Annotated in this window: 8 protein-coding genes; 3 read left to right on the top strand and 5 right to left on the bottom strand. The window is 69.5% G+C overall.

Annotation, left to right across the window (positions count from 1 at the left end):
• Nucleotides 1–6: 6 nt before the first annotated feature.
• Both G6N56_RS02645 and G6N56_RS02640 read right to left on the bottom strand, forming a co-directional pair.
• A complete protein-coding gene (locus G6N56_RS02645) occupies nucleotides 7–2,364 on the bottom strand; it encodes an FdhF/YdeP family oxidoreductase (protein ID WP_085256813.1) in 2,358 nt (785 codons plus the stop codon).
• A 236-nt stretch (nucleotides 2,365–2,600) separates the two neighbouring features.
• On the bottom strand, nucleotides 2,601–3,302 hold the full coding sequence (locus tag G6N56_RS02640; protein ID WP_408632657.1) for a cutinase family protein: 702 nt from the start codon (nucleotides 3,300–3,302) through the stop codon (nucleotides 2,601–2,603).
• Nucleotides 3,303–3,884: 582 nt separating this feature from the next.
• Here G6N56_RS02640 and G6N56_RS02635 point away from each other — a divergent pair.
• On the top strand, nucleotides 3,885–8,339 hold the full coding sequence (locus tag G6N56_RS02635) for a cation-translocating P-type ATPase (RefSeq protein WP_170294985.1): 4,455 nt from the start codon (nucleotides 3,885–3,887) through the stop codon (nucleotides 8,337–8,339).
• 59 nt (nucleotides 8,340–8,398) lie between these two features.
• On the opposite strand, the gene G6N56_RS02630 is transcribed toward G6N56_RS02635, so the two are convergent.
• Together G6N56_RS02630 and G6N56_RS02625 are read right to left on the bottom strand one after the other, a co-directional pair.
• Nucleotides 8,399–8,686: a ferredoxin gene (locus G6N56_RS02630; RefSeq protein ID WP_085256815.1), complete on the bottom strand. Its 288-nt coding sequence runs from the start codon at nucleotides 8,684–8,686 to the stop codon at nucleotides 8,399–8,401.
• Complete coding sequence (locus G6N56_RS02625; RefSeq protein WP_085256816.1) at nucleotides 8,686–9,825, bottom strand: 3-ketosteroid-9-alpha-monooxygenase, oxygenase component; 1,140 nt, start codon at nucleotides 9,823–9,825, stop codon at nucleotides 8,686–8,688. Before G6N56_RS02625 ends, G6N56_RS02630 begins: the two co-directional genes overlap by 1 nt.
• Nucleotides 9,826–9,926: 101 nt before the next feature.
• Here G6N56_RS02625 and G6N56_RS02620 point away from each other — a divergent pair, with 101 nt between their 5' ends.
• Nucleotides 9,927–11,618 (top strand): 3-ketosteroid-delta-1-dehydrogenase, encoded by a 1,692-nt coding sequence (locus tag G6N56_RS02620; RefSeq protein WP_264019377.1) that lies wholly within the window; start codon nucleotides 9,927–9,929, stop codon nucleotides 11,616–11,618.
• A gap of 19 nt (nucleotides 11,619–11,637) precedes the next feature.
• Here the strand turns inward: G6N56_RS02620 and G6N56_RS02615 are convergent, their stop codons facing one another.
• The gene (locus tag G6N56_RS02615; protein ID WP_180150464.1) at nucleotides 11,638–12,495 is read right to left on the bottom strand and encodes a hypothetical protein; all 858 of its coding nucleotides are present in this window, start codon (nucleotides 12,493–12,495) and stop codon (nucleotides 11,638–11,640) included.
• A gap of 96 nt (nucleotides 12,496–12,591) precedes the next feature.
• Here G6N56_RS02615 and G6N56_RS02610 point away from each other — a divergent pair, with 96 nt between their 5' ends.
• Nucleotides 12,592–13,752 (top strand): FAD-dependent oxidoreductase, encoded by a 1,161-nt coding sequence (locus G6N56_RS02610; RefSeq protein WP_085256917.1) that lies wholly within the window; start codon nucleotides 12,592–12,594, stop codon nucleotides 13,750–13,752.
• The last annotated feature ends 22 nt before the right edge of the window (nucleotides 13,753–13,774 follow it).

Genomic DNA, 13,774 nt, shown 5'->3' with positions numbered 1-13,774 from the left:
GGGTCCTCAGTTCGGGTCCGGGGGCGGGCTGGGCGCGACACGCACTTTGATGTTTTTCATCAACGGTTGGTCGCTCTGGGTGCTGTAGTCGCTGGCGGCGATCAGAGCGTTCATCTCAGGCATATAGCCGGCCGCGCAGCCCCGCGGCATGTCGTAATCGATGGCCCGGTAGCGCTCCAGCGTTCGCCGGCTGCCGTCGCGAGCGGTGGCGACGATGTCCACCGGGCCGCCCGGCTTGATGCGGCGGGAGCGCATGTCGTCGGGATTCATCAGGATCAGGGTGCGCAGGTTGGCGATTCCGCGGTAACGGTCGTTGTCGGAGTAGATCGTGGTGTTCCACTGGTCGTGGCTGCGCATGGTCTGCAGGATCAACACGTCGTCGCGCGGGGGCGCATCCGGCATTGGGGCGCTGGAGAATTCGGCGCGGCCCGACGGCGTCAGGAAGACCAGCTCACGGGCCGGCTGACGGATTCGGAATCCCAGAGGTAGGCGCACGCGGCGGTTGAAGTCCTCGAACCCGTCGAGGACTTGGGCCATCGTGTCGCGGATGCGGTCATAGTCTTCGATGTAGGACTCCCACGGCGTCTTGCTGTCGGGCAAGGTGGCGCGGGCGATACCGGCGATGATGGCCGGCTCGGACAACAGGTGCGGGGAGGCCGGCTTCTTCATTCCCACCGACAGGTGCACCATGCTCATGGAGTCCTCGACGGATGTCGCTTGCACGCCCCGTTTTTGGTGGTCCTTCTCGGTGCGGCCCAGGCACGGCAGGATGAGGGCATGCCGCCCGTGAACGAGGTGGCTTCGGTTGAGCTTGGTGCTGACGTGCACGGTCATCGCGCAGCGCTGCAGCCCGCGGAACGTGTATTCGGTGTCGGGGGCGGCCAGCGCGAAATTGCCGCCCATGCCGACGAACACCTTGACCCGATCCTCGTTCATCGCGGCGATGGTGTCGACGGTGTCCATGCCGTGTTCGCGGGCCGGGTCGATGTGGCAGACGTCGGCCAGCCGGTCCAAAAACTCCGGGGACGGACGGTGGTCGATTCCGCAGGTTCGGTTGCCCTGCACATTGCTGTGCCCCCGCACCGGCGACGGGCCGGCACCCTCGCGGCCCAGATTGCCCCGCAGCAGCAGAACGTTGACGATCTCGCGGATGGCGTCGACGCCGTGCTCGTGCTGGGTGACCCCCAGGCACCAACTGATCAGGGTCCGGTCCGAGCGGGAGTACACGTCCGCGGCTTTCAGGATGTCGGCGCGGCTCAACCCCGATTGGTGTTCGAGTTCGGCCCAACTGGTGGACTCGCAGACGGCGCGGTACTCCTCGAAGCCGTGCGTGTACCGGGCGATGAACTCGTGATCAAGCGCCTTGGGGTTGCTCCGGCTTTCCTCCAGCACCGCTTTGGCGATCCCACGCATCAGCGCCATGTCTCCCCCGGCCCGCACCTGGAGGTTCAGCGTGCTGGTGCGGGTCGCCTTGAACAACGCCATCTGGCCTATTTCGTGAGGGACGATGGTGCGCGTCGCCGCGGCCTCGACAAGCGGATTGACGTGGACGATCTGGGCACCCCGGCGATACGCCTCGGCGAGCGCGGTCAGCATCCGCGGAGCGTTCGACGCCGCGTTGACGCCCATGATGAACAGGGCGTCTGCGGTCTGCCAGTCCGCGAGGTCGGCCGTCCCCTTGCCGGTTCCGAGCGCGGCCTGCAGCGCGCGCCCGGAGGCTTCGTGGCACATGTTTGAGCAGTCGGGCAGGTTGTTCGTGCCGAATTCCCGCGCGAACAGTTGGTAGAGGAACGTGGCCTCGTTGCCCAGCCGGCCGGAGGTGTAGAACGCGGCCTGGTTGGGGCTGTCCAGGGCGCGCAGTTCCCGGCCGACCAGATCGAAGGCGCCACGCCAGCTGATCGGGCGGTAGCGATCGCTCGAGGCGTCGTAGGCCAGGGGTTCGGTGAGCCGACCCTGGTCTTCGAGGGCGAAGTCCGACCACCGGGACAGCTCCGTCACGGTGTGTTGCGCGAAGAACTCGGCGGTCACCCGCTTTGAAGTCATCTCCCAGGTGACGTGTTTGATGCCGTTCTCGCAGATGTCGAGGCGCAGTCCCTTGGTGTCGTCCGGCCAGGCGCAGCCGGGGCAGTCGAATCCGCCGTTTTCGTGGTTCATTCGGTGGATGGCACGCGCACCGTCGAGCAGGGCGTGTTCCCGGAGCAGGAACTGGGTGACGCTCTTGGCCGCCCCCCACCCGGCGGCCGGATGGTGGTAGGCACGGTGGCTGGGCGGTTTGGCGGCCGCCGGACCGTCTCCCCCGAGAGGTGTTGGGGCCGTGCCCGATTCGTCATCGTGCGTGGACTTTCCACTCACCGGTGCAGTCATCGTCACCGCTCCTTCCCGCGGTTCCCACGGGTCGACGCGGCGGCAAGCGCCGGTATGTCGGGGAACCGCACTGACAATGGTTCAGCAAACGCCGCAGCGGTTAATAGAGTCGTTTGACTCGGACGCGACGTGACTGGTTGGGCGTGGGATCTGCGGATGTCCGCCGACGGCCGCAAGCGCACGGACGCGCCGACACGGGTGAATGGCCCGCGGCCGGCGCGAGCCGGATCAGTCATTCAGCGGGTGGACTCGATGGCCTTCGCGGCGAAGTCCGCTGCTTGATCGGTCATCCCGTTGAACCGGTAAGCGCTGTGCGCGGCGCGGTTGAAGCCCGCGCCCGAGCAAACCGGATCGTCGGGTGCGCACAGGTCAATCGTCTTGCCGGCGTATAAGTTTCCGATGGAGATGGGCGGGGCGTCGTGGTCGACGAGATTCAGGAAACCGTCGGAAGGCTTGCCGAACAGGACGACGGCGGCCACGTGCTTGGCCACGGTTGGCGGCATCGGGCCGGTGATGCCCGCCGGCAACGCGTACCCGGGCGGGACGCTGTCGGCAGTGATGTAGGCGGCGACCGCCGCGCCCTGCGAGTAGCCGCCCAGCACGATTTTGGTGTTGGGGCAGGCACCGACGATTTCGCCAACCCTGGCGGATGCGTCGACGACCCCGTCGGAGGCCTGCGAAAAGTCAAGCGAGGCGGGGTAATTGACCCCGTAGCTGGAGATCGAGGTGCCGGGCAGCCGCGCGGTGAGGGCATCGGCGAAGGCCTGGCCCGTCGCTCCCAGCCCGGGCGGTTCAAAAGTGCCGCGGGCGAAGATCAGCTCGACGTCGGGACATTTGTCGTCACCGGCCGCGCTGCTCACCGCGGTTGAGGCGCTTACCAGCCCGAAGGCGACGACGATCACGGCCAGCAGCCGGGCGACGGTGGAGGTGGGCTGCACTGTGACATCCTGTCTGGACGGTGGACCGCGGGGTGACATTAACAACCGGGTGCCGTGTCGCCGGGGGTCACGTGGTGGGAACGCCCCATGATCACGCCCCGTCTCGGACGCTGTCCAAGAGCGCTTTGCTATGGCGACATACATTGCGCTTATCAAAGCGCCGCCGGCCCGGCGCGCCGGCGGTGTGCGCGGCCGGCTAGGTATTCGCCGCCCGTGGCGGGGCGCGGCGGTTCGGCGGCCCGCAGCCAGCGCAATGGCGTTAACGCCCGAGGGGTCGCCACGGTGTTTGCGCCGACGGACCCGTAAGCACAACGCCCGATTAGGGTTTGCTACAGAAATGGATCAGGGGACCCGAACATTTTGATCAAACCGCCCAACAGCGGCGATGAGTTTTTACATGTTCGTTACGCGGATTCTGCGCAAGTTGCTGGACCCCTTGCCCAAGGGATAGGTTGGTCAGGTTTGTGGCCGCGACCAACGCCGATCGGCGGCCTCCTCCGCGAATAACCGCGAAGCAACCAATCGAGATGGGCCGGAAAGGGGTTGCGCGTGCGACAGCTTTCGCCGCTGCGGGCGGTGTCGATGGGGCTCGAGACCGCCGCGGGACTTGGCGGCGCGGCCGGCAAGTTGACGACCGCCGGCCTTGATCTCGCCGCTCTGCCCGTCCGGATGGGCGCGAAGGTGCTGTCGGGTGAGATTTCGCGCTCGACGCTGACCCGGCGCTGCGGACGCGGCGACGGCCGCATCTGGATCGAGGTTCGCGGCCTCGATGGCACGCGTGGGGCGGCGCGTGGCCGCGCCGTCGTGAAAGCACTGCGCGCGCAACCCGGTGTCACGGATGCCGTTGTGAACCGCCCGCTGTCGCGGGTGGTTGTCGAGGTCGACGACGACGAGGTGTCGCTGAACGACCTGTGTTCGGTGCTCGATGACACCGAAAGGGGTTCTGGTGTAGGCGATTCCCCGCGTTCGGACAGCTTGCCCGGGGATGGGTTGCTGCTGGCCGCCCGCGGCGCGATGGTAGCGGTTAATGCCGCCGGATTCGCGGTCGCAATCGCCGGTCGCGCGTTGCGCTTGCCGGCGGCCCCGGTCGCGGTCGAGGCGGTGTCGGCGATCGCGAATCATCAACCGTGGCTGCGCAGGGCGCTCGAGGGCGGGATCGGCCCTGGCGCGACCGACACCGCATTGTCGGTGTTCGGCACCTCCGCCCACGTTGTCACGTTCTCGCCGGCGAAGCTGGCGGTCGACCTGGCGACACAGGCTTTCAAGGCCGCCGAGTGCCGGGCCGCCGCGCGGGCGTGGGCCCGCTACGAGCCGGAACTGGCCCGGCATGCCGACGAGTCGGAAATGCAGCGGCTGCCACGCCCGGTGCCCGCACCGGCGGGCCCGATCGAACGTCACGGCAAGCGCGTCGCGTGGGTGCAGCTGATTGGTGTCGGCCTGGCCGGGGGCCTCACCCGCAACGTCACGATGGCTTCGAACGCGGCTTTGGCGGCCTCGCCGAAGGCGATGCGCACCACACATGAGGCGTTCGCGACCACATTAGGACGGGGCTTGGCGGACCGGCACGCGGTCCTGCCACTGCGGCCGGAGAGCTTGCGCCGGCTCGACCGGGTGGACGCACTGCTGATCGATCCGCGCGTGCTCTGCAGCGAACGAATGCGGGTGGTGCGCGTCCGCGGTGCACGCGACGGCGAATTACCGAAAGCCTGGGCCCTTGCCCAAGAACTGCTCGACGGGTGCCCGGCACCGGGCTGGCACCGCGTCGACCCGGCGTCGCGCGATGACTCCGACGGCGCCGCCGAGGCGCTTTTCGCCCCGGCCCCGCACCCGCTGGCGTCGGCGGTGATCGCCCAGGCGCGCGACTCCGGCGCGCGGCTGGTGTCGGTCGACACCGATTTGCTCGGCGACCTGCGTCCGGCGTTCGACGACATCCTCCCGGTCGGCACGGGCGGCATCGACGGCGCACTCGCCGACGCGGTGTCCGACCTGCAGCGCGACGGTCACGTCGTCGCCGCGCTGTCGTCGGCCGCCGGCCATGCGCTTTCGGCTGCCGACGTGGCGCTGGGCGTCAGACCGACGGCCGACGGCGCGCCGCCCTGGAACGCGGACCTGATGCTGGGCGACCTGGCCGGCGCGTGGCGAGTGTTCCATGCGATGCCCGCGGCCAGGAGGGCCAGCCAGCAGGGCATCGCGATATCGGCGGGCGCTTCGGCCCTGGGCGCACTGTTCATGGTGCCCGGGGTGCGCAGGTTCCGCGGGCCAGGTCCGGTGACCATCGGCGCCGTCGCGGGGTTGCTATCGGGATATTTGCTGGCCCGTAGCACCATCCAGATGCCGATTCCCCGCCCGGCGCCGGCGTACGAGTGGCACGCGATGTCGGCCGAACAGGTTCGCGACGTGCTGGCGGCGCTCCGCGACCCCGACGAGGATGCCACGACCCAATCTGACGGCGCCGAAGGCGGACGGCGCGCCGCGGCGTGGGAGTTCGCCAGGGCCGCGGCCGCCGAGCTGACCGGTGACCCGTTGACCCCGCTGCTCGGATTATGTTCGGCGGCCACCGCGGTGTTGGGGTCACCGACCGACGCGATGCTGGTCGGCACGGTGCTGACCGGAAACGCGCTGCTGTCGACCGCCCAACAGCTTCGGGCCGAGAACCGGCTGAACCGCCTGTTGGCCCAGCAGGCCCCGCCGGCGCGGCTGGTCATCGAGGGGCCGGACGCTGTGCGCAGCCACCGCGAAGTCCTCGTCGAGCGGTTGCGGCCCGGTGACGTGATCGAGGTGCGCAGCGACGAGGTGGTGCCCGCGGACGCCCGCGTGATCGAGGCACACGACCTCGAGGTCGACGAATCGTCGCTGACCGGCGAGTCCCTGTCGGTGCAGAAGCAGACCGCGGCCACACCGGGGGCGGAATTGGCCGAGCGTCGCTGCATGATCTATGCCGGCACCACGGTCGTGGCGGGTACCGCGGTCGCGTTGGTCACCGCGGTGGGGGCCGACACCCAGACGCGTCGCGCGGCCGAACTGGCCTCCGGTGAGCTGCCGACCGTCGGGCTCCATCATCAACTCAGCCACCTGATGAGCCGGGCGTTCCCCTTCAGCGCGGGCGGCGGCGTCCTGGTCGGTGCACTCGGCCTGTTGCGCGCCGGCGGCCTGCGCCAAGCCCTGGGTAGCGCGATCGCGGTCGCCGTGGCGGCCATCCCCGAGGGAATGCCCTTGATGGCGACGCTCGCGCAGTCCGCGTCGGCGCAGCGGTTGGGCGAAGTGGGGGCGCTGGTGCGGGTGCCCCGGGCGGCCGAGGCGCTGGGTCGCGTCGAGGTGGTCTGCTTCGACAAGACCGGGACACTGAGCGAAAACCGACTTCGAGTCGCCGAGGTGCGTCCGGTGGCGGAACATTCCCGCGGTGACGTCCTGCGGTACGCCGCCCAGGCCGCGCCGGCCGACGACGGCAACCCGCACGTGCATGCCACCGACGAGGCCATCATCAAAGCGGCGGACGAGGCGGCGGGTCCCGATCGGCGTCCCGAACCGGATGCTCATCTGCCGTTCCGTTCCGGCAGAGCGTTGTCGGCGTCGATGACGGGCACGGAGTTGACCGTCAAGGGCGCACCGGAGGTGGTGTTGGCGGCCTGCGGGTCCGTCGGCCCGGAGGTCGATGACGCGGTCTCCGCCCTGACGACCGCGGGGCTGCGGACGATCGCCGTGGCTCAGCGGCGCTTGAGCGCACAACAGGCGCGCTCGGTGCGGAAAGACCCCGACCGCATCGAAGCGCTGTGCGGCACGGGGTTGACGCTGACCGGGTTCCTCGGGCTCTCGGACACACCGCGCCCCCAGGCGCCGCAGTTGCTGGCCGACCTGGCCGACCGTGGCGTGTCCATCCGGCTCATCACCGGCGACCATCCCGTCACCGCCGCCGCGATCGCCCGCGAGCTGGGCGTGCCGGTGAGTGCGGAGCAGGTGATCACCGGGTCGGAATGGAACGCCCTGTCCCGCCAGGATCAGCAGCGTGCGGTATCCGAACGAGTGATCTTTGCCCGGATGTCACCGGAGAACAAGGTGCAGGTGGTTCAGACGCTCGAACGGTCCGGGCGGGTCTGCGCCATGGTGGGTGACGGCGCCAACGACGCGGCGGCGATCCGGGCCGCGAGCGTCGGCGTCGGCGTGGTCGCACGCGGCAGCGACTCCGCCCATACGACCGCCGACCTCGTGCTGACTGACGGTCGCATCGAGACTCTCGTGGCCGCCATCGATGAGGGACGGCGACTGTGGCGGGGGGTGCAGGCCGCCGTGACCGGCCTGCTCGGCGGCAACGCCGGCGAGGTGGTCTTCTCCGTCATCGGCACGGCACTGACGGGGATGTCGCCACTGAACACCCGCCAGTTGTTGCTGATCAACATGCTCACCGACGCGTTACCCGCCACCGCCGTCGCCGTCAGCACGCCCGCCGGGCAGGTGCAGCGCGTCGGTCGCGGCATCGACGAACGCGCGCTACGGCGAGCCGTTGTGACGCGCGGGACGCTCACGGCCGCCGCCGCGACGACGGCCTGGCTGATGGCGTCGGTCACCGGGCTGCCGCAGCGGGCCTCCACCGTCGCGTTGATCTCGCTGGTGGCCGTCGAGCTCGGCCAGACTGTGGTCGACTCACATGCGCCGTTGGTGTTGCTCACGGCCACCGGGTCCTTCGCCGCGTTCACGGCGTTGATCACCACCCCGGGGGTCAGCCAGCTCCTGGGCTGCACACCGGTCGGCCCGGTGGGCTGGGCCCAAGGGCTGGGCACCGCCGCGGCCGCGGTCCTCGCCGTCGCCGCCACCAATCGGTTGCGGTCGGGGCACCGCGACGCGGAGTCACCCCTCCACGAGGCCCAGGCACCCGACGAACAGCCGACCGGCGCAGCCTCCGAGCCGCAGCACAAACGCTCCCGTGCGCCGCATGCTGCAGTCCTGACGGCCCCGGCAAAGGCCGCGCGTGCGCTGAAATTGCTGGACCAACATCAACACCAACATCGCGCCGCGCCGGAGGTCGTCAAAGATCATCCGTGAGCCGCTCGCGGAGAAGGAGCGACGTTAGACCTTGGCAGTTCGATCGCGGGCGTAACCGGTTAGGCGTCGTCCACGATCGACAGGGCGCCCCGCCGCACCGCGTCCACAATCGACTCGCTCAGCGCCGAGCACACCACGAACACCGCCCGGCCGGCGTGCGGGGAGATCTTGCGCGCCTCGGCGAGCTCGGCGCACCGGGCGGTCGCCTCGGCGTTCCATTGCACGCTGGTCTGGTTCCAGCTGCTTTTGCGGGCCAGCACTTGGGCGCCGCAATTGCGGCATGCCACCGGGGCCATGGGCATCTTGTCGAGCCGGTTGTCCGTCCTGACCGGGGAATGCAGCGTCATCACGCCGGACCTACCCCGGCCGGGTGGGTCGCCATGTTGTCCTGGACCTCTTTCATCCAGGCCTCGTAGGGCCGGCTGGTGTCGAGCTCGAATTCGAAGCGGTCCACCATATCCGGCGTCACGTCGGCGGCGTCGACGTAGAACTGTTCATACCAGCGGCGCAGCTGGTAGACCGGCCCGTCCTCCTCGACCAGCAGTGGATTGTCGATGCGTGCCTTGTGTCGCCAGATCTGCACGTCCTGTTCGAATCCCAGCTTGATGTAGTCGCCGAGTTTGATCGCGGTCTGCATGGCCTGGTCCGCGGGCATGCCCTCCGACTTCTTCACGATGATGCCGTATTGCAGCACAAAGGAATTCGCGTCGATCGGGTAATGGCAATTGATCAGGATCGAGTGCGCATCACCGGTGCGGTAGTGGTAGGTCAGGTCGTCGATCATGAAGGACGGGCCGTAGTAAGAGGCGACCGAGGTGGTGCCGAGCATCTCGGCACCCACCGTGCCCCCCAGATCGGGCCGGCCCTCGCCGTTCATGTATTGCGTCGCCACATGCCCCTCGAAGATGTTCTTGAAATAGGTGGGCAGCGAGCCGTGGATGTAGAAGAAGTGCGCCATATCGACCACGTTGTCGATGATTTCGCGGCAGTTGCTTCGCACGACGGTGGTGTACCAGTGCCAGTCGGTCCACCCGTCGCTCGTCGCGCCCTGGATGCGCGGGATGGTGATCTCCGGCGGCGGCGCGTTGCCCTCCGGGTCGTTCCACAGGAACAACATGCCGTCCTGTTGCAGCGTGGTCCAGGCTCGGGTGCGGGCCAGCCGCGGGGTGCGCCGGGCGTACGGCACCTGCTTGCACCGCCCGTCGCCGCTCCAGCGCCAGTCGTGGAAGGGACAGGCGATCTCGTTGCCCTTGACCTCGCCCTCGGACAGGTCCCCTCCCATGTGCCGGCAGTACCCGTCGAGCACGTTGATGTCGCCGTCCGACCCGCGAAAGACGACCAGTTTCTGGCCGAAGGCGTTGATTGGGTGCGGCTTGCCGTCACCGAAGTCCCGGGCCAGGCCCAGGCAGTGCCAGCCTCGGGCGAACCGCGTCGGCACGGGCCGCGCTTCGATGTGTCGGACCTCGACATCTGACTGCGCTGTCATAGGGATGATTTAACCCCTGCCCCTCCGATTCCGGGAGCGGCTTCTTCCCCTTCCTCGCAAGCCCTTCCTCGCAAGCACTGCCCCGACATACCGTTCTCACCGTGCACACCACGATCCCCGCCGGGCTTCCGGTGTCCGATACCGCCGTGGACCTGCTGGTGGTCGGATCGGGCACCGGCACGGCCGCCGCGTTAGCCGCCCATGAAGCCGGGCTTTCGGTGCTGATCGTCGAGAAGTCCTCTTACGTCGGCGGATCGACCGCACGTTCCGGCGGCGCGCTGTGGCTGCCAGCGTCCCCGGTGTTGCGCGACGCCGGTGCCAACGACACCGCCGAGCGCGCCGGCATCTACCTGGACTCCGTGGTCGCGGGCTCGGCGCCGCACCAACGATCGGCCACATTCCTCGCCCAGGTCCCCGCGACGGTCGCGATGCTGCGCCGGACGACCTCGCTGCGCCTGTTCTGGGCTCGCGACTACTCCGACTACCATCCGGAGGAACCGGGCGGCAGCGCCGCGGGCCGGACGTGCGAGTGTCGCCCGCTGGACCTGTCGATCCTCGGGGAACACCGCAGCCGGCTGCGGCCGGGTGTGCTGGAGGCGGGCGTCTCGATACCGACGACGGGGGCGGACTACCGCTGGATGAACCTGGTGACACGGGTGCCGCGCAAGGGGATTCCGACGTTCGCCAGGCGCGTCGCGCAGGGCGTGGGCGGGCAGCTGCTGGGCCGGCGCTACGCGGCGGGCGGTCAGGCCTTGATGGCCGGCCTCTTCGCGGGCGTGCTGCGGGCCGGCATTCCGGTGTGGACGGACACCACGCTGCTTCGCCTCGCCGGCGGCGCAGACCGCGTGACTGGAGCCGTCGTCGACCACGGCGGCCGCGACGTGACCATCACCGCGCGGCGCGGGGTGGTGCTGGCCACCGGCGGGTTCGACCACAACATGGACATGCGGTGGAAATTCCAGTCGGAGTCGCTGGGCGCCAACCTGAGCCTCGGCGCCGAGACGAACACCGGCGAGGGGATCCGCGCGGCGCAGGAACGGGGCGCCGGCACCGATCTGATGAACCAGGCGTGGTGGTTCCCCGCCGTCGCGCCACTCCCCGGCAAGCCGCCCGCGGTGATGCTGGCCGAACGGTCGCTGCCCGGCTGCCTGATCGTCGACCAGAGCGGCCGCCGGTTCGCCAACGAGTCCGCGGACTACATGTCCTTCGGCCAGCGGCTGCTCGAGCTGGAACGGTCGGGCAGCCCGGTCGAGGCGATGTGGATCGTCTTCGACCAGCAATACCGCAACAGTTACGTCTTCGGTGCCCAACTCTTTCCGCGCATGAAGGTCCCGCAGCCCTGGTACGACGCTGGCATCGCGGCGCGGGCCGACAGCTTCGCCGGGCTGGCCGCGGCGATCGGTGTGCCGGTGCCGGAGTTCACCGCGACCATGACTCGGTTCAACGAAAGCGCCTGCGCCGGACAGGATCCCGATTTCGGCCGGGGCCGCAGCGCTTACGACCGCTACTACGGCGACCCGACCGTCACGCCCAACCCCAATCTGCGTCCGCTGCGCAAAGGCCCGTTCTATGCGGTCAAGGTGGTGCTCAGCGACCTCGGCACCTGCGGCGGGCTCAAGGCCGACGAGCGCGCGCGGGTATTGCGCGAGGACGGCGGCCCCGTCGCCGGCCTGTACGCGATCGGCAACACCGCCGCCAATGCATTCGGAACGACGTATCCCGGAGCGGGCGCGACGATCGCGCAGGGGCTGGTGTACGGCTACATCGCTGGGCGGGACGCGGCGGCCCGATAGTCGGCGCCGGGCCCGAGCCTCACTGAATTTCCAGGCCCCGCCGCCGGACCCACCACAGCGCCGCCACGGTCCCTCCCAGCCACACCCCCACGGCAATCGCGAGGTGCACGAAACTCTTCGTGTCGCGCCCGAACACCGGCCAGATCATGGCGGGTACCTGATTCCACAACACCCGGTGCTCCACGCCGTTCATCGGATCGGCGACGTAGTACAGCGCGTAGGGCAGGGTCAGGGCCAGCAGCCACCCGACGGTGCGCCGCCGGTCGCGCCGCTGACGCCAGCGGCGGATCAGCGGCTCGACCCCCACCGGGTGCAACACGGAAATGAAGTTGCCCACCCCGACCCACGAGATGATGGGCACCGCCACGGTGGGCACGGTGATGGCCAGCCGAGCGGGGTTTTCCAGCCACAGCGTCAGCGCCATCGCCGCCGCCAGGGTCGGCAGCCCAACGATCACCAGCAGGGCCAGGTTCTTGACCAGGAGCACCCGCCAGAACGGCACGCCGTCGGCCATCGCCTGGCGGACGCGGTAGTGGTCGGCACCCAGGAAATTCGTCGTGGTCACGTCGGCGAGCACCCACGAGGAGAAGTACGTGCCGACCAGGACCACCCAATCGTTGTGGTGGGGGCCGAGCGGGGCCAGCGGCTGCACCAGCAACCACGCCGCGGCGAAAAAGATGTTGGCGAGCACGCCCATCAGCCAGGTCCGTGGCGGGGTGAACGCCCAGCGGATCTCGGAGCGCACCGCGGGCACCAGTGGTTGCTGAAAGTCCTTGGCGGCCCGCCTGGCCGCGGTGGGGCGGGGGGCCGAAGCGCGCACCGCGGCGCGCAATACGGTGTGCACGCGTGGGTTCATCGACGTCTGGAAATCGACCATGAGCTCCGTGCGACCATACCTGTGCCGGCGGCACCGTCGGCAACCTTTCGCCAACTCGCCCGCGTGTCGGGCGCGGCCACAACGCAGGATAGGGCCATGAACCGCAAACGCGTCGTGATTGCGGGGCTGGGCGATGTGGGTGTCCTGACGGCCATCCGCCTGTCCCCGCACGCCGACGTCGTCGGCGTATCCGCCAAACCCGCGCTCGTCAGCGGCCAGGAACTCGGCCTGCGGCTGTCCCGCCCGCGCGACTGGGCCCGCGACTATTGGGTTCCCTTCGACCGGTTCCGCCGCCTCGACGGCGTCCGAATCGTTCAGGCCGAGCTGACCGGCGTGGACCTGCCCACCCGGACGGTGTTCGCCCGCCGCAGCGACGGGGCAACCGTCGCCGAGCCCTACGACGCTCTGGTCATCTCCACCGGGGTCAGCAGCGGCTTCTGGCGCCGGCCGACCCTGCAGTCACCCGCCGAGATCGGCACGGACCTCAACGCGGCCCATGAGCGCCTCGCCGCGGCCGGATCGGTGATCGTCGTAGGCGGCGGCGCGGCGGCGGTCAGCAGCGCCTTCAACATGGCCGTCACGTGGCCCGACAAACGGATCGACCTCTACTTCCCAGGCCCCGACGCCCTGATCGGGTATCACCCGCGCACCTGGCAACGCATCCGGCACCGGCTCACGGACCTGGGTGTGGGGATCCATCCGAGGCACCGCGCAGCGCTGCCCGACGGCGTCCCGTGCGACGAGGTGACCGGCGAGCCGGTGCACTGGAGCACCGGGCAGGCGCCGGCGCGCGCCGAGGCCGTGCTGTGGGCGATCGGCCGGGTCCGGCCGAACACCGAGTGGCTGCCGCCGGACCTACTAGACGAGCGGGGATTCGTGCCAGTCACCCCGGACCTGCGGGTGCCCGGTCAGCGAGGCGTCTTCGCGGTCGGGGACGTCGCGGCGACCGACCCGCTGCGCAGCTCCGCCCGTAACGGCGGGGACGCGCTGGTTGCCCGCAACGTGCTCGCCGAGTTCGCCGGGCGACCGATGCGCTCCTACCGTGCGCCGGTGCGGCGGTGGGGCTCGTTGCTCGGCGTCCAGCGCAACGGCCTAGAGGTCTTCCTGCCGACCGGCCATGCGTTCCGATTTCCGGCATGGTCCGTCGAACGGGTCGTCATGCCGTGGGTCGTCCGGTGGGGCATGTATCGCGGGGTGCGGCACAACGACCCGTTCGGGTACGCAGGTGTGTCGACGTCAAGCGCCGACGAATCGTGAGGGACCAGCACGCCGACGTCGA

Source organism: Mycobacterium saskatchewanense, assembly GCF_010729105.1.
GTDB lineage: Bacteria > Actinomycetota > Actinomycetes > Mycobacteriales > Mycobacteriaceae > Mycobacterium > Mycobacterium saskatchewanense.
Note: the sequence above shows the minus strand (reverse complement) of the source record. Positions and strands in the feature narration are given on the sequence as shown.

Excerpts from the sequence above, each read along its gene's own strand:
- G6N56_RS02645 (WP_085256813.1), bottom strand. The coding sequence starts at position 2,364 with ATGACTGCACCGGTGAGTGGAAAGTCCACGCACGATGACGAATCGGGC.
- G6N56_RS02625 (WP_085256816.1), bottom strand. The coding sequence starts at position 9,825 with ATGACAGCGCAGTCAGATGTCGAGGTCCGACACATCGAAGCGCGGCCC.
- G6N56_RS02630 (WP_085256815.1), bottom strand. The coding sequence starts at position 8,686 with ATGACGCTGCATTCCCCGGTCAGGACGGACAACCGGCTCGACAAGATG.
- G6N56_RS02610 (WP_085256917.1), top strand. The coding sequence starts at position 12,592 with ATGAACCGCAAACGCGTCGTGATTGCGGGGCTGGGCGATGTGGGTGTC.
- G6N56_RS02635 (WP_170294985.1), top strand. The coding sequence starts at position 3,885 with ATGGGGCTCGAGACCGCCGCGGGACTTGGCGGCGCGGCCGGCAAGTTG.
- G6N56_RS02615 (WP_180150464.1), bottom strand. The coding sequence starts at position 12,495 with ATGGTCGATTTCCAGACGTCGATGAACCCACGCGTGCACACCGTATTG.